At 66.7% G+C, this 19,316-nt stretch carries 14 protein-coding genes; 2 read left to right on the forward strand and 12 right to left on the reverse strand.

Annotated features, from left to right (window positions below):
* Window positions 1-12: 12 nt before the first annotated feature.
* Both ACFFGH_RS14855 and ACFFGH_RS14860 read left to right on the forward strand, forming a co-directional pair.
* The gene (locus ACFFGH_RS14855; RefSeq protein WP_386669546.1) at window positions 13-1,482 is read left to right on the forward strand and encodes an oligosaccharide flippase family protein; all 1,470 of its coding nucleotides are present in this window, start codon (window positions 13-15) and stop codon (window positions 1,480-1,482) included.
* A 120-nt stretch (window positions 1,483-1,602) separates the two neighbouring features.
* Window positions 1,603-2,529 (forward strand): ATP-grasp fold amidoligase family protein, encoded by a 927-nt coding sequence (locus tag ACFFGH_RS14860; RefSeq protein ID WP_386669547.1) that lies wholly within the window; start codon window positions 1,603-1,605, stop codon window positions 2,527-2,529.
* Between the two features lie 94 nt (window positions 2,530-2,623).
* Here ACFFGH_RS14860 and ACFFGH_RS14865 read toward each other — a convergent pair whose 3' ends face one another.
* From ACFFGH_RS14865 to ACFFGH_RS14920, 12 genes are all read right to left on the reverse strand, one after another.
* Window positions 2,624-5,203, reverse strand: coding sequence for a COG1470 family protein (locus ACFFGH_RS14865; protein ID WP_386669549.1), 2,580 nt, complete (start codon window positions 5,201-5,203; stop codon window positions 2,624-2,626).
* Window positions 5,204-5,551: 348 nt separating this feature from the next.
* On the reverse strand, window positions 5,552-7,333 hold the full coding sequence (locus ACFFGH_RS14870) for a right-handed parallel beta-helix repeat-containing protein (RefSeq protein ID WP_386669552.1): 1,782 nt from the start codon (window positions 7,331-7,333) through the stop codon (window positions 5,552-5,554).
* Window positions 7,334-7,341: 8 nt separating this feature from the next.
* A complete protein-coding gene (locus tag ACFFGH_RS14875) occupies window positions 7,342-8,706 on the reverse strand; it encodes an O-antigen ligase family protein (RefSeq protein ID WP_386669554.1) in 1,365 nt (454 codons plus the stop codon).
* A 1-nt stretch (window position 8,707) separates the two neighbouring features.
* Window positions 8,708-9,892 (reverse strand): glycosyltransferase family 4 protein, encoded by a 1,185-nt coding sequence (locus tag ACFFGH_RS14880; RefSeq protein ID WP_386669556.1) that lies wholly within the window; start codon window positions 9,890-9,892, stop codon window positions 8,708-8,710.
* A gap of 40 nt (window positions 9,893-9,932) precedes the next feature.
* The gene (locus tag ACFFGH_RS14885; RefSeq protein ID WP_386669558.1) at window positions 9,933-11,111 is read right to left on the reverse strand and encodes a glycosyltransferase; all 1,179 of its coding nucleotides are present in this window, start codon (window positions 11,109-11,111) and stop codon (window positions 9,933-9,935) included.
* Window positions 11,101-12,402: a glycosyltransferase gene (locus ACFFGH_RS14890; protein WP_386669560.1), complete on the reverse strand. Its 1,302-nt coding sequence runs from the start codon at window positions 12,400-12,402 to the stop codon at window positions 11,101-11,103. The genes ACFFGH_RS14885 and ACFFGH_RS14890 overlap by 11 nt, the downstream gene beginning before the upstream one ends.
* 252 nt (window positions 12,403-12,654) lie before the next feature.
* Window positions 12,655-13,791 carry a glycosyltransferase family 2 protein gene (locus tag ACFFGH_RS14895; protein WP_386669562.1) on the reverse strand — a complete coding sequence of 379 codons (1,137 nt, stop codon included), beginning with the start codon at window positions 13,789-13,791 and terminating at the stop codon, window positions 12,655-12,657.
* 103 nt (window positions 13,792-13,894) lie between these two features.
* Window positions 13,895-15,259 carry an outer membrane beta-barrel protein gene (locus tag ACFFGH_RS14900; RefSeq protein ID WP_386669565.1) on the reverse strand — a complete coding sequence of 455 codons (1,365 nt, stop codon included), beginning with the start codon at window positions 15,257-15,259 and terminating at the stop codon, window positions 13,895-13,897.
* Window positions 15,260-15,268: 9 nt separating this feature from the next.
* Window positions 15,269-16,015, reverse strand: coding sequence for a P-loop NTPase family protein (locus ACFFGH_RS14905; protein ID WP_386669566.1), 747 nt, complete (start codon window positions 16,013-16,015; stop codon window positions 15,269-15,271).
* Window positions 16,016-16,024: 9 nt separating this feature from the next.
* Window positions 16,025-17,545: an XrtA system polysaccharide chain length determinant gene (locus tag ACFFGH_RS14910; RefSeq protein ID WP_386669568.1), complete on the reverse strand. Its 1,521-nt coding sequence runs from the start codon at window positions 17,543-17,545 to the stop codon at window positions 16,025-16,027.
* Window positions 17,546-17,601: 56 nt separating this feature from the next.
* Window positions 17,602-18,213 carry an XrtA/PEP-CTERM system exopolysaccharide export protein gene (locus ACFFGH_RS14915; protein ID WP_386669570.1) on the reverse strand — a complete coding sequence of 204 codons (612 nt, stop codon included), beginning with the start codon at window positions 18,211-18,213 and terminating at the stop codon, window positions 17,602-17,604.
* A gap of 88 nt (window positions 18,214-18,301) precedes the next feature.
* A complete protein-coding gene (locus ACFFGH_RS14920) occupies window positions 18,302-19,309 on the reverse strand; it encodes an NAD-dependent epimerase (protein WP_386669572.1) in 1,008 nt (335 codons plus the stop codon).
* Window positions 19,310-19,316 lie beyond the last annotated feature (7 nt).

Here is a 19,316-nt window from a genome sequence, read left to right on the forward strand (position 1 = left end):
GGAGCGCGGCCTGTGAAGGCGCGCCGCCCGGGCGTGGGCGCGCATTACCTGCGTTATTCGCTCGGCAGCCTGCTCGTGATGATCGCGGGCTTCGTGTCGTTCCCCATCCTGACCCGTCTGCTGGACAACACCCAGTACGGCATCATGGGGTACTTCAATACCTGGGTCCTGATCGCGATCGCGCTCGCCAAGCTGGGCGGCCAGCACGCGATCATGCGGTTCTATCCGCACGACCACGACGCGCAGTCGTACACGCACTTCAGCACCAACCTCGTCGTGCTGCCGATGGCGCTGTCGTTCACCCTGTGGGCGACGGTCGCACTCGGACTGCTGGCCTGGGAGTGGAGCGGGCAGGGCAGTTTCTCATCGGTGTTCTGGGCGGTCGTGCTGCTCACGCCCGTGCTGGTGATGGGCAGCTTCGTGCAGATGGTCGTGCGAGCGAGCGAACGCTCCGGCCTGGTGATGGTCACCCGCGTCGCCGGCCGCTACCTGGAACTGTCGCTGGTCATCGCGTTCGTGATTCTGATCGAACGCAGCGCGCTGGCGGTCTTCCAGGGCCGGATGGTCGCCGGCGCGGTGCTGCTCGCGTACTTCATCTACTGGTCGGTGCGGAACCTGAGGTTCTCGCGCAAGGCGATCGACCTGGCCGCGATGGCCACGGCGCTCGGCTACGGCCTGCCGCTGATGATCAACGAGTTCGCGGCGATGGCGCTGGTCGCGTCGGACCGCATCCTGATCAAGGAACTCACGGGTGACTTCGCCGCTGTCGGTATCTACACCGTCGGCTATGCGCTGGCCCAGCAGATCAACCTGTTCATGAACGCCGCGCTGTCCGAAGCATTCGTGCCGGTCGCCAACCGCGTCTACGGCACCGAGGGCGAGGACGCGGTGCGCGATCTGAAGGCGCGCATGTTGCTGCCGATCGTCTACGCCTCGATTGGCATTGCCGTCATGGTGCTCGCGATCGGCCAGGAGGCCATCGTCGCGCTCGCCGGCGCTGACAAGGCCGAGTCGGGACGCGTGTTCATGATCGTCGGCACGGTCATGGCGCTGTACCCGATGTTCGACATCGCCGGCTACGGGCTGCTGCTCAAGAAGCGCTCGAAGACCGTGCTGCTGATCACCGCCGGCGCAACCGCGATCAGCATCGGCACCAACCTGATCCTGATCCCGAAATACGGCTACATGGGCGCCGCCTACGCGACGGTCATCAGCTACGCCGCGCTGTGGTCGGCCAACTTCTTCTGGTGCCCGCGGGGCCTGCTGCGTCTGCCGGACGCGCGCACGGTCACGATCGCGCTCGGCTCGGCCGCGGTGCTGCTGGCGGTCATCGAGGGCACCGACCTGTTCGGCATCGGGAACGCCTGGGCCCGCGTGTTTGCTGGCGGCGGGCTGTTCCTGCTGCTGTACGCGTTGCCCGTTTGGCTGCTGGACGCCCGCCTGCGCGCGGTGCTGCCCAAGTTCAGGCGCGGCGGTGTGTGACCGCCAGCCCCTCGTTATTGCGTCAATTCAGGTGCCGGGGCAAGCGTACGGTCTGCACGCCGCCATGAGCCCCTGACTCTCATCCTCTTTAGATCGCTGCAGAGCTGGACACTTCCGACAATGCCACTTCCCCGCCCGGTACATCTGGTCTACGTACGCGCCCAGTTCGTCATGCGCAAGCTGATCGGTGTGCCGATCGTCGAGAAAACCCGTTACCTGCTCAAGCACGGGCGTTGGCCGCGGCTGCATGCGCCGCGCACGCTCACCGAGAAGATCTTCGCCCGCAAGCTCGTCCACGGGCACGACCCGAGGTTTCCGGTCATCGCCGACAAGGTCGCCGTGCGTGACTGGGTCGCGCAGCGCATCGGCGAGCAGTACCTGGTGCCGGCGCTGGGCGTGTACGACTACCAGGAGCTGGATAACCTGGTGATCCAGCCCGGCCAGGTCATCAAGTGCGCGAACCGCAGCGGCGGCGTGTACTTCCCGTCCGAGGCCCACATCCGCGACCGCGAGGCGTTCATCCGGCGCATCCGTCGCGACCTCGACTTCGACTTCGCGCGCTGGACCGGCGAGCCTTGGTACGGGCTGATCCCCAAGCGCGTGCTGGTCGAGAAGTCCCTTGTGGACGACCAGGGCAACGTGCCGGCCGACTACAAGTTCTTCGTGTACGACGGCAAGGTCAGAACCATCCAGATGCATATCGACCGCTTCGGCAACCACAAGCGCGCGATGTTCGACCGCAACTGGCAGCTGATCCCGCTCGGCAATGCGATCCCCGAGCACATCCCGCCACCGCCGAAGCGGCTGGCCGAGATGATCGAGATCTCCGAAACGCTGGGGCGCGAGTTCGATTTCATCCGCGTCGACCTGTTCGAGATTGACGGCGAGCAGATCTATTTCGGCGAGCTGACGCTGGCTCCGGGCTCGGGCCTGACCACGTTCGACCCGGTGGATTACGACGAGATCTTCGGGCGCTACTGGCAGGTGGACCCGACGCCGCGCGAGGTCGCCGCAGAAGAAGAAAGGCGGCTTCAGGTCAGGGCCTGAAACCGCCTTCAAAAGTCCGGCCGGCATCGAAGTGAGTCGATGCCGGCCGGTAGGTACCGCTGGAGCAGGTCGGGGTACGCAGCCCCTTCCGTGATTACTTGACCGCGAACGTGGTGGCGGCGGTGGTCTTGAGCGTGCCGCTCGTGGCTTCGATGCTCAGCTTGTAGGTGCCGATCGAGCTCGGGCCGGTGCCGGTGGCAAACGAGGACTTCGCGTAGCCGGTGCTGTTCGTGTAAGCGGTGGTGATGATCGTGTTGATACCGTTCGGCTTGAGCGCGGTGAACTGCACCCGTGCATTCGAGACCGCGACACCGTTCTTGAGCACTCGCGAGGTCATGTAGACCGTCGAACCCGCGGTGTACGTGCTCTGGCTGGTGCTGACCGAACCCGTCAGGCCGGTCGTGGTCTTCGTGGTCGGGCTGTTGACGGCGAACGAGGTGTTGGCGGTGGCCGTGAGCGTGCCGCTGGCGGCGTCGACGCGGAGCTTGTAGGTGCCGATCGAGCTGTCACCGGTGCCGGACTTGAACGAGGTCTTCGCGTAGCCGTAGATGTCGGTGGTCGCGTTGAGGATGATGTGGTTCACGCCATTCGGCTTGAGCGCATCGAACTTCACGCTCGCACCCTTGATCGGCTTGCCATCGACCAGGACCCGCGAGGTCATCGTCACCGTCTCGCCCGCCGTGTAGGTGGTCTTGTTGGTGGTGGCCGAGGTGGTCATCGTGGCGACGATCTTCTCGATCACCTTGACCGCGTACGTTGCCGATGCGCTGGCGGTGTGGACGCTGCCTTCCGCGCTGCTCATGCCGACGCCGATGCCGTAGTTGCCGGCCGTGGCGGTGCCCGCCGAAGTGACGGCCAGCGTGGCGCTCGTGCTCGCACCCGGGGCCAGCGTCACGTTGGTGGCGCTGAGCGTGCCGGTCCAGCCGGTCGGAACCGTACGGGCCAGGGCGAAGCCGGCGTTGGCGCACTCGGGGCTGTCGTTATTGGTCAGCGACAGGGTGTAGGTGTTGGTGGTGCCGGGAACGACTTCCACCGTCGGGCCGGCGACCGTCAGCGTCGGGGCTGCGCGGGTGCAGACCGGCGGCGGCGGGGGCGGCGGCAGGACGACCGGCTGCACTTCATATGCACCCACGTCGCTCTTGAGGCCTGCCGGACGCGGCTGCATCAGGAAGTCGGTGGCGAGGTCGAGCAGCTGGCCGACCTTGTCGACCACCGGGCTGTCGGTGAGCGGCGTCGCGTCGAACGCGGCGAGCGTCATGTTCGCAAGCTTCGGGTCCTGGCCGCAGATGCTGCCGGTCGGGCAGGTGTCGTTCTTGACCTTCCACAGAAGGTTGCCGGCCCAGCTGACCTGCGCCAGGGAGTTGTTCGCGTAGTACGCCGAGCTCTGCATCGCGGCGTTGTCCCAGCGCGGGAAGCCGATCAGCACGTTGTTCTCGATGCTGATCTTGTTGGTGCTGTCACCTTCGTTGGCGCCGATCAGCACGCCGCCTTCGCCGGTGATCGTGTTGTGACGCGCGACGATCGTGTCACCGGAGGTGGGCACGTACTGCAGCGTGTTGCCCGCGGCGCGGCAGTTGTCTTCTTCAACCATGTAGAACTTGCCGCGGAAGAACGCGCAGTTGCTGACCAGCACGGAGTTCTCGACCAGCGAGTTGCCGCGGATCTTGGCCTGGTTGCCGGCATTGCCGACCGCGTATAGGCGGCGCACCGTCACCGTCGTGGTGTCGGCGCCGTCCATGTAGCGCAGGTCCAGGCCGTCGGAGGTGTTGTGGTGGATGAAGCTGTCTTCGATCAGCCACTGGCCGCCGGTGTAGTACGTACCGATGCCGTCGCCGTAGCCGCCCGTCTGCTGCGCCCAGCAAGCCCAGGTCTCGCCGGTCTGCCAGCGCTCGCCGCAGCCGTTCCACGACACTTCGACGTTACGCAGCACCATCGAGCCGGAGTTCGAGCTCAGGTCGCCGCCGACGCTGCCGTCCCAGCCGGCGCGGCCGTTCTTGTTGATGCGCACGCGCTCGATCAGCCAGTTGCTGAGCGCGCCGGTATTCATGCCCATGTGCGCGAGGCCATGGATGTTCATGTCATGCAGCCAGACGTTGCTGGACTTGCTCGCGTAGACGCCGACGCGCGCATAGTTCATGCCGAGGCTGCAGTTCGCGACGGCCTGCGAGTGCGAATACACGCAGTCGCTGCGGTCGGTGATCTCCAGGTTGCCGACTTCGATGTTCGAGCGGTCCTGCAGATTGATGATGCGGCTGGTGTTGACTGCGCCCCACAGCACCGGCGTGGTGCCGGCCTGGCCGAGGATACGGGTCTTGCTCGTGGCCGACGGGCCCGAGGGGATCGGCGCCATGTAGCAGCTCGAGCCGCCGCAGCTGCCGGAACCCGGGGCGCCCTGGCCCATCATGTAGCTGCCGCCGCCGATGATCAGCGTGTCGCCGCCGGCGATGCGCGGGGTGCCGCCCGGCGGCAGCGCGAAGAACGGATGCTTCCACGCGCAGGCCTGGCCGGTGCCGCTGCCCGAGTACGGCGCGTCGCCGCGGCCGTTGCACTGGTTTGCATCACCGCCATCGGCGCGGACGTAGTAGGTGGTGGCAGCCTGGGCAGCGCCCGCGGCAGCAAGACCCAGCGGAATCAGCAGGAACGAGAGAAGGGTGTTGCGGTGCAGAAAGGACATCGAGAAGCTCCCCCAGGAGTGTTGGTCGCTGGGAGAGCGCTGGATTGCTGCCCTCCCGATGGGGCGAACTCTAGGGAGGCGATATGGGGGTCTTTTGTGTGTTGGCTCACATATGAAGGGCGCGTGATGATTACCCGCACCTAAAAGGCGGCACCCGTCAAAGAAAACGTAGGCACAACGGAAATCCCGTTTGATGCACGTCGCACGCGATGCGTGACGCAGCACTCGGAATTTTCGGGCCTGCGCGTTTGATGCGACGTAACATCGCCAAATCGCGGTTGCTTGCGGCGCTATCTGCCGCTTTTTGACACCCGCTGCGCGATGTCCGGCAGCGGAGACGTAAGGCCGTCAGCGTCCGCCAGCAGCAGGACGAGGTGATCGCAGCTTCTGCTGCAGGCTTCGCACGACGCGGCCAGGGGCGCCGGCCTTGTCGGCAAACGGGCTGTCGGCCCGCGGGGTCGCATCGAAGATCGACAGCGACGGGTTGGTCAGCTTCGGATCGCGATCGCAGATGCTGTTGCCCGGGCAGTCAATGCCCTTGACCTTCCAGACCACGTTGTCCGCCCAGCTGACGTCAGCAGGTGCCTTGTTTGCGTAGTACGCGGCGCTGGGAACACCCGGCTTGCGGAACGTCGGTGAGCCCACCAGCACGTTGTTCTGGAGGCGAATCCGGGCTGATTCGTCGCCTTCGTTCGCACCGATCAGCGCGCCGCCTTCGCCGGTGATCGTGCTGTTGCGCACCAGCACCATGTCCGACGGCGTGAGTACGAGTTGGAGCGTGTTTCCGCCGGCACGGCAGTGGTCGCCGTCGATCATGTGGTCACGCCGCTCCTTGAAGAAGCCGCAACGACCGACAAGCACCGAGTCCTCGACGGTCGCATTGCCGCGCACCTTGAGCTGGTTGCCTGCATTCGCGATGGCATAGAGGCGACGGATCGTTACGTTCGTCGAATCGGCGCCGTCCATGTAGCGCAGGTCCAGGCCATCGGACGTGTTGTGATGCACGAACACGTCCTCGAACAGCCACTGGCCGCCGGTGTACTGCGTGCCCAGCCCGTCGCCGTAGCCGCCGGTCTTCTGCGCCCAGCACGCCCAGGGCTCGCCGCTGCGCCAGCGTTCGCCGCAGCCGTTCCAGCCGATCTCGACATCGCGCAGCACGATGCGCCCGGCATTGGAACTCTTGTCCTTGCCGACGTTGCCATCCCAGCCTGCACGGCCGTTTGCATTGATGCGCACGCGCTCGACGGTCCAGTCGCGCAGGTCGCCGGCGTTGATGCCAGTATGCGCGAGCCCATGCACGTCCAGGTCATGCAAACGCACATTGCGCGAGCCGCGTGCGTAGATGCCGGTGCGCGCCCATTGCCCATGCGGCGCGTCGCCACGGCATGCCGCCTTGGGGTCGCCATGCGATGCCACACAGTCGCTGCGGTCGGTGATCTCCAGATGCCCGACTTCAACGTTCGAACTGCCATCGAGGTCGAGCACGCGACGCGTGCCTTCCGTGCCCCACAGCGTTGGCCGCGTACCGGCCTTGCCGGTGATGCGCGTGCGCTGCGATGCGGAAGGCCCGCTCGGAATCGGGGGCATGTGGCAGTTCGCACCGATGCACGCATCCGTACCCGGCGCGCCCTGGCCCATCATGTAGCTGCCGCCGCCGATGATCAGCGTGTCGCCACCATCGATACGTGGCTTTCCACCGGGCGGCAGCGCAACGAACGGATGGCTCCAGGCGCAGGCGTGGTCGCGTCCCCGTCCGGGGTAGGCCTTGTCGGCGCGGCCATCGCACTGCCCGGCGTCGCCGCCGTCGGTGCGCACGTAGTAGGTCGTTCCTATGGTCGCTCGGCTTGCGGCGCCGGCGCCGGTCTGTGCCACGAACGACGTCGCGGTGAGCATCGGCTCGGCCTGCGCGGCAAACGCCTGGGTCTGCTCCACTGCCGGTGCGGAGGTATCGACCGCATCCTGTGTCTCGCCGATCGGCATCAACTCCGCCGCGCACGCGCCCAGGCTGGCGAGCGCGATCAGCGCGCCCACCTCCCAGACCGGTGACGGCGAGCAGTCCACCCGCCGTGCGGACTGCCCGCCCCTGAGCGGGCGAAGCAGCGACCAGTGCCTGAAGCGCGAGCCGATCATGCGCAGCCTCAGCCCTGTGCCGAACGCGGGCCGCCGAGACGCGGCATCGAGCGTGCGACACCGAGGCCCGGCATCGTGCGTGCCGTCAGCGGGAAGCGGTCGGCGATGCGCGTCATCGGCCACAGCGGACCGGTCGGCGCGGGAGCACGCACGGCGGACCGGGCCGCCTTCAGCACGGCGTAGCGCTCCATCAGGCCGCAAAGCATCCAGAAGCTGGCCATGATCAGGCCTTCGAAGAACGCGCTTCCGTAGACGTTGCTGAGCGCGACGGCGAAGACGGTGATGCGGAAACCCAGCGCCAGCGAGTAGCCCTCGGCGTCGGCCGGCGGGCTGACGCTACGGACCATCCGCGAGATCTTCCACATCCGCCAGAACAGCCACAGCATCGCCATCAGGCCCAGCAGGCCGAGTTCGGCGAACACCAGCACGAATGCGTTATGCGCGTCGCGCCCCTCGTACTCGGAGTACTTGCCGATGTACGTCGGGAAGCGGCCAAGGCCCACGCCCGCAGGGTTGTCCTGCCACATCTTGTAGCCGCCTTCCCACAGCTCGAGACGGCTCGCGGTGCTGTTATCGACCGTAATCTCGCCGGTCGCATCCACCCGGCGCGTCTGTTCCACGCGTTCGAGCACGCTGGTCGGCAGGTAGCTCACCGTGGCCACGAGCAGCACCGAGGCGAGCACGGCGGCCGCCATGCTGCGATGCATGAGCAGGATCAGCAGGCCGAGCAGGGCAATCAGGTAGGACTGGCGGGAGTAGGTAAACAGGATCGCGGCCGCAAGCGCCACGCAGCCGATCACGGCGACGACTCGCACGATCTTGCGCTTGTCGAATACCGCCAGCGCCGCGAGCATCGGCAGGAACATCGCGAAGAAGACGCCGGCGCGGTTGGCCATGTTCGTGTCGCCGAACGGGCCGGTCGCGCGCTGCTCCTCCACGTACTCCCCAAGGCCGAACTGCACGCCCTGGTAGACCGCCTCGACAGCGGCCACCGAGGCGATGAACAGGGTGAGCAAAATCAGCTGGCGCGTGCGATCAAGGTCCTGCTTGCAGTGGCGGAACACGAAATACAGCAGCGGATAGAAGATTGCGTTCTTTACGCGCGTGATGTCGGTCATCGAGTCCGACAGCTCGCTGGGTCCGGCAATCAGGAAGCCGATCACCAGCATCACGAAGAACGCGATCAGCGGTCCGGTCAGCTGTGACTTCTGCCGCGGCACCTGTCCGCTGTTGCCGTTGCTGAACATCAGCACGACCAGCAGCACGATGAACAGCAGGTTGCTGAAGTTCAGGCCGGGAACGCCCGCGTCGAACGACACGTGCAGTGCGTTCGGCAGCAGGATGATCGAAAGTGCAAGCAGCAGGTAAAGCACGTCAGGCCCCTTCGCTTACGGCGGCGGCTGCGGTGCGGATCGGCAATGGCTTTCCGCGATACAGGGTGAGGATGCGGTCGAGCACGCTGTCGAGGCTTGCGTAGTTCTCGATCATCAGGCGCGCCTGTGCGCCGAGCTCGTGGCGCTGCTCGGGCGACATCTCGGCCGCCTCGCGCAGGCACTGCGCCAAGCCCTGGACGTCCTGCGGTTCGAACAGCCAGCCGTTGACGCCGGGGCGCACCAGGTCCTCGCTGCCGCTGATGCGGCTGGCGACCATCGGCAGGCCACTGGCCATGCACTCGAGCAGGGTGTTCGACAGGCCTTCGACCTCGGACGGCAGTACGCCGACGTCGGCTTCCGACAGCAGCGTCTCAACGTCGCTGCGGTGGCCGGTGAACTCGACACTCGAGCCCAGCGCCAGCTTCGCGGCGTGCTGCTTGAGTGCGGCCTCCTGCGGACCGCCGCCGACGATGCGCAGGTGCGCCTGTGGGTGCGTGCGCAGCAGCTCGGCAAACGCCTCGAGCAGGCGGAACAGGTTTTTCGCGCGGATCAGGCGACCGATGAACAGGAATCGCACCGGTCCCGGCGCCTGCTGCACCGCAGGCCGGAACCGACGAACGTCGACCGCGTTCGGAACCGCGGCGATGCGTTCACCCGGAATGCCGCGAGCCGCGATGCCGTGCGCGATGCGCTGGCTGATCGCCTGCCATGCGTTTGCGCGCTTAAGGCAGAAGTACTGGAAGCGGCCGATCCAGTTCGGCTTGGGCGACAGCGTGCCGGTCACCAGCTCGGTCGCGCTTGCCACCTTGACCACGACCTGGGGCTTGGGCAGCCGGCTGCCGAGCAGGGCGGCCACCGCGCCGAGCCGGCGCGGAGAGTGCACATGCCACACGTCGTAGCGATCGCGGCGCGAGTACAGGAACAGGAACAGCCGCACCATCAGCCATACGCCGCCGAGGAAGCGCCAGTTCGGAAACGGCAGCCGGAACGCGGGGACGCCATCCACGCGCGCGACCATGCGGTCGCCGGCGGGCGGAATGACGGGCGCGAATACGGTGACGCGGTGGCCACGGCGACGCAGCCCGCGTGCAAGCGTGCGCACCTGCATCTCCGTGCCGCCGCCCTGCAGCGGCGGGTAGCTGCTGTCGAGCAGCATCAGCACGTGCAAACGGCGATCGCCACTCATCGTGCATCCTCCATCGCTGCGCATTCGTGCCTGCGCGTCGTCATGAGCGGCTGTCCTCCGCGGTCTGCGACACCAGCCGCGCGGGGGAGCGGTCCGGGCGCGCGCCGTTGCGCTGCATGCAGCGCTCGTACACCGCAGTCGTCGCAGCAACCAGCGCCGGGATGCCGTAGGTGCGGCTGACGTAGTCGCGGGCCGCCTGCGACAGCTGGGCGCGGCGCTCGGCGCTGGCGCTCAGCTCGGCAATGCGTGCGGCCAGCGCCGGCGCGTCGTCGGACGGGAACAGCATGCCGGTCTTGCCGTGCTCGATCAGCTCCGGCGTGCCGCCAACGGCTGACGCGATCACCGGGCAACCGGCGGCCATCGATTCGAGCAGCGAGTTCGAAAGGCCTTCGAAGTGCGACGGAAGCACGAGGAAGTCGGCGGCCTGCATCAGACGCGTGGCGTCGCTGCGTTCACCGAGGAAGTGCACGTCGCCGGCTACGCCCAGCGAGCGGGCGAGGTTGGCCACGTGTTCGCGCAGCGGGCCGTCGCCGGCCAGTGCGACCCAGGGGCGGCGCGCCGGCTCGAGTTGCGCCAGTGCCGCAACCAGGCAGTCGAGGTTCTTCTGCGGCACCAGCCGCCCGACGAACAGGCACAGCATCCGGCCGTCCGGCACGCCCAGCTCGGCACGCACGCGCTCGCGCTCGGCGGGCACGGCTTCCGGCGGAATCTGCACGCCGTTCGGAATCGTGTCGAAGAACGCGCGCTCCAGACCCGTGTACTTCGCGGTCGTGTGCGCGCCCGCTTCGGAGTTCGCAATCACGCCGGCGCTGCGCGTCAGCACGAAGCGCTTGATCGGCCAGTACCACTTCGGCTTCTTGACCTGCTGGTTTCGTTCGGACGCGATCAGCGGGGCGTCGGTGCCGGCAATCATCTTCGCGACGACGGCCCACAGCTCCGCGGTCAGCGAGAACGCATGGATCAGGTCGTAGTCGCCGCGACGCAGGACGCCGGCGAAATCGCGGAGGAAGCGCCAGTCGAGGCGACCACGCTTGGGCACCAGGTGCACCGGAATACCGGCGTCCTTGAGGCGTTCGATCAGGAACGAGTGATTGCGGAAGTACAGCAGCTCGGGCTGCCAGCGCTCCCGGTCCAGCCCGGTGAGCAGGTGCACGATCTGGCGCTGGCTTCCGCCCACTTCCATTTCATCGATGATTACGAGCAGGCGTTTAGGCGACATCAGCGGCAACCTTCGTCATGAGTCGGTGGAGCTTGCGGGCCTCTTTGCGCGCATCGAACTGCTGTTCGACGCGCTGGCGGGCCGCGGTTGAAAAACGTGCGCGCAGGGCGCGATCGCCGAGCAGGCGCTGCAGTGCGGCTGCGAGCGCGGCGGGATCCCGCTCGGGGACCAGCAGGCCGCTTTCGCCGTTGGCGATCAGCTCGGGGATACCCGAGGTGACACAGCTCACCACCGCGCAGCCGGAAGCCATCGCTTCCATCAACGCGACCGGGATGCCATCGCGGCCGCCGTCTTCGGCAATCTGGCTCGGCAGCGCGAATACTGCCGCTTCGTCGAGCGAGGCACGCACCGATTCCTGCGGCTGTGCGCCGGCCAGCTCGACGTGATCCTGCAGGTCGAGCGAGCGGATCAGCGTTTCGAATTCCTCGCGCAGCGGGCCGTCACCGATGATCCGGCAGCGGAACGGCGTGCCGCTGCGCTTCACGATGTCGAGCGCGCGGATCAGCGTGTCGAAGCCCTTGATCGGGTGCAGGCGGCCGGTTGCCACGATGAGGTCGTCGCTGCGTCCGTCGGGCTTGAACTCGATGTGGTTCAGGTCGACGCCGCAGTGCACGACCTGCAGCTTGTCGTTCGCGCTCGGCGAGACGTGGCGATCGAACCACTCGACGTTGTGCTGCGAGATCGTGATCGCCAGCGCCGAGTCCTCGAGCTTGCGAAGCAGCATGTGGCGGTTGACGAAGATGTCGTGCGCGTGGGACGTGAACCCGAACGGCCGGCGGAGGATCCGGCCCAGCGCCCAGGCGACCGTCGACGGATACGTCGCCCAGTGCGCATGGATCAGCTCGGGATCGAACGTCCGCAGCCAGCTGACGTGCTCGAGGCCGCGTGCAAACGCCGCGAGCGACTTCAGCATCGCCACCGGCTCGCGCCAGGTGCCGCCGACGATCTTCGCGGCGCAGCCGAGCACCTGCAGCGGCTGGGCGAGGAACTCGGCCAGCACGCGCCGGCCCGCCACGGCCGCAGGCTGCGGCGAACGCACGCGGTCGAGCAGGGCGGCGGCATCGGTCTGCACCAGCCCTTCGGGCGGCCGCTTGAGCGACAGGATGCGCACATCGACGCCGTCTTCAATCAGCGTGCGGATCTCGCGCACGATGAACGTCTCGGACCAGCAGGGAAACGCCGAGACGATGTAGAGCACGCGACGGGGGGAGGGCTGCACGCCGCGCGCTACCGGCTTCAGTGGCGCTGCGTAAGGCGTGTCGGCGGAGGACAGCTTGACTCTGGCATTCATCGTGGTCATCAGGTAGGGACGCGTCCTTCGAAAGTTCTTGAACGCCCGTCTTCTGAAACGGCCAACGCATGGTTACGAGGCCACGCGCGATTCGGCACAAAAATGGCGGCGTTTGCGCGGATTCAGCTCACGATGACGCCGCGTTCACGACGCCGCCGGGCGATAGGCAGTGATGTTGCGATCAGGCTGATGCGAAGAGGCCCCGCGTGTGCGGGGCCTCTTCGGAGCGGAACCGATACGCCCAGGCGTGGCTCAGCGGATCGGCGTCCAGGTGACGACCTTCTCGCCGCGCAGGAAGCGGACGATGCTGATCGCCGACGCGAGGTTGGTCAGCAGGAAGTAATACGGCTGCGCAAGCAGGCGGGAGCTTCCGAGCATGCGCGGCTGAAGGAAGCCGAGCATGCCTGCGGTGATCGCGATCAGCTGCAGCGCAAGCAGCCATATGTAGCGACCCTGTGCCGCGAGTACGAGGTTCGAGACCAGCGCGGCCGTGCAGAAGATCGGCGACAGGTAGCGAAGCAGTTTGTGCGACCAGAGCTGCCACGCGAACGTGCCGAACCGCAGCGGGTTGAGGAAGCGCCGCTGCGTGGCAAGCGCCACGAGGCTTCGCAGCGTCACGCGCACACGCATCGACAGCTCCTGGTCCGGCCGGTCGAGCGTGTCTTCCCAGCAGATCGCCGCCGGTTCCAGCACGGTGCGCAGGCCCTGCTCGCGAATCACCATCGCGATCACGAAGTCGCTGATCAGATCCGGCGAGATCGGGCGATACGCGCTGCGGCGAACGCCGTACAGGCAGCCGCTGACGCCGATCAGCGAGCCGAGCTGGCTCTCTGCCATGCGCAGCGCGATTTCATAGCCCCAGTACGAGGTGCCGCCCTGGCCGGTCGCGTCTTCCTGCTTGGCGACATAGGTCAGGCGGCCTGCGACCGCGCCCACTTCGGGATCGTGGAAGTTGCGGGCAATCGCGCGCAGCGTGTTCGGGCCGATGATCGTCGTCGCGTCGGTGAAGACGAGGATGTCACCGGTCGCTGCAGCGGCCGCGGCGTTCTGGGTCCCGGTCTTGCCGACGCGGCCTTCGACCCGCAGAAGGCGTACGTTCGGCGCGGCGTACTCGCGCACGATGCGGTCGGTGTCGTCGCTCGACCCGTCGGACGCGACGATGACGTCGAGCTGGTCAGGCGGGTAGTCGAGTTCCAACACATTGCGGAGCTTGTCCGCGATCTGCTTTTCCTCGTTGTACGCCGTGATGATCAGGGTGATCGATGGCGTCCAGCCGCCCTGGTCCACCGGTCGCCCGAACAGCTTGCCGACCAGCAGGGCCAGCAGGGGATAGCCGACGTAGATATAGGCAAGAATCGCCAGTGAACCCCAGAGCACGCTCTCGAGCATCGGTGAAAAACCTCATTGCTTGCATGGATGCGGCGGCGAACAGGCGAAGGCGCCGTCACCCACTTCAAAACGGTGGCGGGGCGGCAAGACGGCCGCCCGCCGGTCAGCGGCGGTAACTCAGGCTCACCATCACTGCGTTCTCGTCGTAGCTGCGGCCGAGCTCGGTGCTTTCGCGGGTGCGATGCTCGAGGTCGACCCGTCCCGTCCACTTGCGGGTGAAGCGGTGGCTGACGCCCACGCCCGCCGTCCAGTCCTCGTCCATGCGGCGGCTGATCTGATACTCGCGACGCGAGTTCGCGCCGTAGACCGTCAGCGTCGTGCGCGGCTTGAGGCGGAAATCGAGGTCGGCGATCACGCCGCTGCGTTCCTGGTCCTCGACGAAGCCTTCGACGTATTGCATGCGGCGGCTGAACGGTGCGACGCGCAGGTCCAGCCGTTCGCCGTCGTACGCGTAGCGGCCGCGCACCAGGCGCTCGCGGAACACGTTCGGCTCGACGATCGAATCGCTCGCGCGGAAATCGTTGAACTCCCGCGCCCGCCGGTCGAGTCCGAAATCGAGGTCACGCGTGTTGATGAGGTAATCAGCAGCGTCGCTGAGCTGGTGGCGCACGGTGATGCCGAACACGCTGCGCGGCGTCGCCCGCCAGTCCAGCGTGATGCGGCCGAGCGGGTAGGACTCGTCGAACCCCGGCCCGCCCAGCATGTCGCGCTGCATTTCCAGCTTCGAATAACCCAGATCGAGCTGCACATCGAAGCGGCGCCGCTCGGCGGTCAGCGAGGCGTAGCCGTCATAGCGACGGTAGTCCGACGCACGGTTGGGCATGTCGAAATCGACGTCGAGCGCTTCGGCGTTCAACGACACGTTCGACCGCGGGCTCAGCTCGTGCAGCACGCGCACGGCACTGCTGTAGCGCTGGCTGTCGAACTCCGGCGTTTCCTCGGCGTAGCTGTCGATGAAACGCAGGTCGAGCTGGCCACGCGTCACCGGGGTGAACCGTGCATACAGCGTCGGACCGGCGACGAAGACGTTGACCTGCTGCTCGTTCGCCGGGGTGAATGCGGCGAACTGGTTGACCGGAAGCAGGCTCAGCGAGTCCTGGACAATGAAGTCCAGGCGCTGGGGAATCACGCTCCAGTCGAGTCGGCCGTTGAAGCGGCCCCGCAGCTGGTCGTCGAACGTATCGTCGATGTAGTGGCGGTACTCGACGTTACCCTGCGCGGCGAGGCGGACGCGGCTACCGGTCTGCACCGCGCTGAACCACAGGCGAGGCGCGACGACGGTGTCGCTGATCTCGCCCTGGTCGCGCCGGGCGATGTTGTCGCTGTGCTGTGCGGCGACCCCGGCTTCGTAGTCGATGTCGAACGCAATCGAGTTGCCAGGCACGACCGTGGCCAATGCGAGGCACAGCGTGGTTTTCGCCAGGCCGGCATAACGCTGCCGGCCTTGCGCGATCTCCTGCTTTTTCATTCGGTCACCTCAAACGTCTTCGTTGAAGACGACACCTGCGAACTTGTTCGGGTCGAAGTTCGCTGCGGCCCGGGCGATATCGTCGGCAGTGTCGCGGCCATAGCCGGCAACCAGCACGATCACGTCGGCGATCTCGGACAGGATGCGTGCGTCCGGAGCGCCGCGCACCGGCGGGCCGTCGAGGAACAGATAACGGTCCGGATAGCGGCTGCGCAGCGAGTCGATCAGCAGCCTCATCCGGAACGAGGAGAAGTACTCGCCGTGCCGGGACGGGGTGCCACCGGCCGGGATCAGCCGCAGGCGTGGCACGCCGGTTTCGTAGAGGATGTCCGAGACCAGCGTCGCGGGGTTTTCGAGGTAGCTGAGCAGGCCGCCGTTCTTGGCGTCCACGTGCATCGTCGTGTGCTGGCTGGGTTGGCGAAGGTCGCAGTCCACGAGCACGGCGCTCTTGGACTCGTCGAACGCCACCGCCGCCGCCAGGTTGCGCGCCACGAAGCTGCCGCCGCTGCCGGGGCTGACCGGGACGACCAGCGTCACGATGTTCTGGTCGCCCGCAGCCGCGAGCAGGCGGGTGCGGATGTCGCGGAACGCGTCGACCATCGGCTGGCCCATCGCTTCGGGCGTGATGATCGAGTACTCGCGCATCTGCGCCGGCGTCAGCGCGGTGGTTTCCTGCACCTGCACGATCGGGCGATCAGCGGTGTAGTGCTCGACCAGGCGGTCTTCGGTTTTCGAAAGGGTATCGGGGCTGGTCATGTTCGCGGCCTATCGAAGAATCATGGCAAGGGCGTAGGCGATCGGCACCACGAGGACCAGCGCGAATGCCAACTTGGACTTCTGCCGGGAGCGGGCACCGCCGCCGTGACGCGGACCGGCAGCAGCAGCACCGGCCGGGATGGAGCCGAGAACGGGCAGGCCGGACAGCTGTTCAATCTGCGACGCGGAGCGGACGCGCGGGTCGAAGCGCACCCAGCCGAAGAGCAGAAGCGCCGGGATCAGTACCGCGAGCAGCAGGCCGCCCGAAGCGAACTGGGTCAGGCTCATGCCGCCGGCCTTCATTGGCAGGTTGGCCGGCTCCTGCACACGGAAGTTCAGGCCGCCGCGCTGCTCGTCCAGGTTCATCGCCAGGCGGGCGTTCTCACGGCGCTCCAGCAGGTCCTGGTACAGCGTGCGGTTGAGCTCGTAGTTGCGGGTCAGGTCGGCCAGCTCGCCGCCCAGTGCCGCGACCTTCTGCAGGCGCGCCAGTTCCTGGGCGATGAGGTTGCGACCGGCTGCGACGCGCGAAGCCGACGCCGTGCTCATGCTGCGGGCCTCGGCGGCCTGGTTGCGGACGCCGCTGAGCTCCGGGCTGGAGGCGATCGCGGCGGACGAACCCACCGGGGCGCTGCCGGCGCCGCTGCGCATCTGGCGCTGCAGGTCGTTGATCTGGTTCTGGACGCGAACCATGTCCGGGTGGCGGTCGGTCACCGTGCCGGCCAGCTTGTCACGCTCGGCCTGCAGTTCCATCAGGCGGCCGCGCAGCTGGTTCGGACGCGCCTGGGTCACCGCCATGCGGCTTTCCTGTGCCAGGTGCGAGTTCCAGACGCCGGCCCGCGAGCTCTGGTCGGCGAGGTCCATCGTGGCGCGGTCCATCTCCAACTGGAGCTGGCTGATGCGCTGCGTGACGTCTTCCTGGTCGCCCAGCATCACTTCCGGATGCTCCTTGCGGTACGCCGCAAGCTTGTTCTCGGCCGCGGTCAGGCGCTTGTGGTAGTCGGCTACCTGCGAATCGAGGAAGCGGAACGCGGACTGACTCTCACGTGCCTTGGCGCGATGGCTTTCCTGGATGATCAGGTCCGCGAACTTGTCGGTGATCAGCTGTGCCCGCTGCGGGTCGGTATCGCTGTAGCTGATCTTGACGAGCTTGAGGTTCTCACGCGGATTGCTGATCTCGGTGCTCGAGGTGATCTGCTCGATCAGCTGTGCCCGCTCCTTCGGATCCGGGTTGTCCTTGAGCCAGCCGCCGGCCTTGAGGATCTCGTTCATGACGCCGTTGCTGAACGCGACCTCGCGGGCCACCGCAGCACGGTCGACCATGTTGGTCGGCGTAGTGCGGCCCTTGAGCAGTGGTTCGATGATGTTCGCCTCCTCGACCAGCAGCGTGGTCGAGGAGGTGAACGTCTTGGGCGTGCTGAGGCCGATGGCCAGCACGATCAGAGCAATCGCAGCGAACACCGCGGCAAGCCAAACGGATCGACGCTTGGCCTCCTTGGCGGCTACGGGAAGCATCGCAACGGCAGCCGGCATGCGGCTCTCCGGTGCTCTCCATTCGACGAGTTGGGTATTCACGGTCATGCCTGCGCTCAGAGGGTGCGTTCGGGGACGACGATCACGTCGCCGGGTGCGACCTTGTAGTTCGAGACCAGGTCGCCCTGGTTGAGCACGCTGTCGAGACGGACCGAGTAGGTACCCGTGTCCTTGCCGTTCTTGCGGTGCAGGCTGGCGCGGTCAGCGGCAGCGAACTCGGTCGGGCCGCCGGCGGCGAGCACGGCGTCGAGCACGGTCATGCCCTGGCGGTACGGGATCGAAACCGGGGTGCGCACTGCACCGGTGACGCGAACGCGCGACAGGTACTCGTGGCTGTTGAGTTCGGTCAGGATCACGGCGACCTGCGGGTCGACGACGAAGGTGCCGAGCTTCTTTTCGATGTCGTCGGCGACTTCGGACGGCGAACGGCCGCCGGCCTGGACATCACCGACCAGCGGCACCGAGATCATGCCGTCCGGGCGGACCGGAGCGGTGGTGCTGAGGTCGGGGTTGCGCCACACCGAGACCTGGACTACGTCGTCGACGCCGATCTGGTAGGCCTCGGGCGAGATGGTCGCCGCCGGGGGCGGCGACATGTCACCGGAGGTGGTGGCGCATGCGGAAACGAGGAGCGAGAGCGAGAGAGCGAGAAGGCCGGAGCGTTTCATGGGGGAGGGTCCTATCCGACATTGGGGTGTCGGTACTACGAACGCGGACCCTGTTCACGGGCGGCCACCGGCCGAGCCTGCCGTTAACTCAAACGTTATAGAAATCGCGATACCACTCGACAAAGCGGCCAATACCGGTCTCGATCGGCGTCGACGGCGAGTAACCGGTGTCGCGTTGCAGGGCTACGACGTCCGCCGCGGTGTCCGGCACATCGCCCGGCTGCAGCGGCAGAAGATTGAGCTGCGCCTTGCGACCCAGCGCCTCTTCCAGCACCTCGATGTAGCGCAACAGCTCCACCGGCTGGTTGTTACCGATGTTGTAGACGCGGTACGGAGCGGCCGAGGTGGCGGGTGTAGGCGCCAATGGATCGAAGTCGGGGTCGGGACCCGGCACGCGGTCCAGCGTGCGGATCACGCCTTCGACGATGTCATCGACGTAGGTGAAGTCACGCGAGTGCCGGCCGTGGTTGAACACGTCGATCGGCTTGCCTTCCAGGATGTTGCGCGTAAACAGGAACAGCGCCATGTCCGGCCGCCCCCACGGTCCGTAGACCGTGAAAAAGCGCAGGCCGGTGGTCGGCAGACCGAACAGGTGGCTGTACGTATGCGCCATCAGCTCGTTCGACTTCTTGCTCGCGGCGTACAGGCTGACCGGATGGTCGACGCTGTCCTCCACCGCGAACGGAAGCTTGCGATTCGAGCCGTATACCGAACTCGACGACGCATACACCAGGTGCTCGATGCCGCCATGCCGGCAGGCTTCCAGGATGTTCAGAAAGCCCACGATGTTCGCGTCGATATACGCACGCGGGTTTTCCAGCGAATAGCGCACGCCCGCCTGTGCGGCGAGGTTGACTACCCGGTCCGGCTTGAAGTCCGCGAACGCCGCGTCCACGGCGTCGCGGTCTTCCAGCGAGGCGCGCACGAAGCGGAAGCCTTCGCGCGGCAGCAGGCGCGCCAGGCGCGCCTCCTTGAGCCGGGGATCGTAGTAGTCATTGACGTTGTCGAAGCCGAGCACTTCGTCGCCGCGTTCGAGCAGGCGTTCGCTGAGCTTGGATCCGATGAAGCCGGCCGCGCCGGTAACGAGAATGCGCATTGCGCGG

This window comes from Lysobacter korlensis (assembly GCF_042434515.1).

Excerpts from the sequence above, each read along its gene's own strand:
- ACFFGH_RS14870 (WP_386669552.1), bottom strand. The coding sequence starts at position 7,333 with ATGATCGGCTCGCGCTTCAGGCACTGGTCGCTGCTTCGCCCGCTCAGG.
- ACFFGH_RS14890 (WP_386669560.1), bottom strand. The coding sequence starts at position 12,402 with ATGAATGCCAGAGTCAAGCTGTCCTCCGCCGACACGCCTTACGCAGCG.
- ACFFGH_RS14860 (WP_386669547.1), top strand. The coding sequence starts at position 1,603 with ATGCCACTTCCCCGCCCGGTACATCTGGTCTACGTACGCGCCCAGTTC.
- ACFFGH_RS14880 (WP_386669556.1), bottom strand. The coding sequence starts at position 9,892 with ATGAGTGGCGATCGCCGTTTGCACGTGCTGATGCTGCTCGACAGCAGC.
- ACFFGH_RS14865 (WP_386669549.1), bottom strand. The coding sequence starts at position 5,203 with ATGTCCTTTCTGCACCGCAACACCCTTCTCTCGTTCCTGCTGATTCCG.
- ACFFGH_RS14915 (WP_386669570.1), bottom strand. The coding sequence starts at position 18,213 with ATGAAACGCTCCGGCCTTCTCGCTCTCTCGCTCTCGCTCCTCGTTTCC.
- ACFFGH_RS14920 (WP_386669572.1), bottom strand. The coding sequence starts at position 19,309 with ATGCGCATTCTCGTTACCGGCGCGGCCGGCTTCATCGGATCCAAGCTC.
- ACFFGH_RS14895 (WP_386669562.1), bottom strand. The coding sequence starts at position 13,791 with ATGCTCGAGAGCGTGCTCTGGGGTTCACTGGCGATTCTTGCCTATATC.
- ACFFGH_RS14900 (WP_386669565.1), bottom strand. The coding sequence starts at position 15,259 with ATGAAAAAGCAGGAGATCGCGCAAGGCCGGCAGCGTTATGCCGGCCTG.
- ACFFGH_RS14910 (WP_386669568.1), bottom strand. The coding sequence starts at position 17,545 with ATGCCGGCTGCCGTTGCGATGCTTCCCGTAGCCGCCAAGGAGGCCAAG.
- ACFFGH_RS14905 (WP_386669566.1), bottom strand. The coding sequence starts at position 16,015 with ATGACCAGCCCCGATACCCTTTCGAAAACCGAAGACCGCCTGGTCGAG.
- ACFFGH_RS14885 (WP_386669558.1), bottom strand. The coding sequence starts at position 11,111 with ATGTCGCCTAAACGCCTGCTCGTAATCATCGATGAAATGGAAGTGGGC.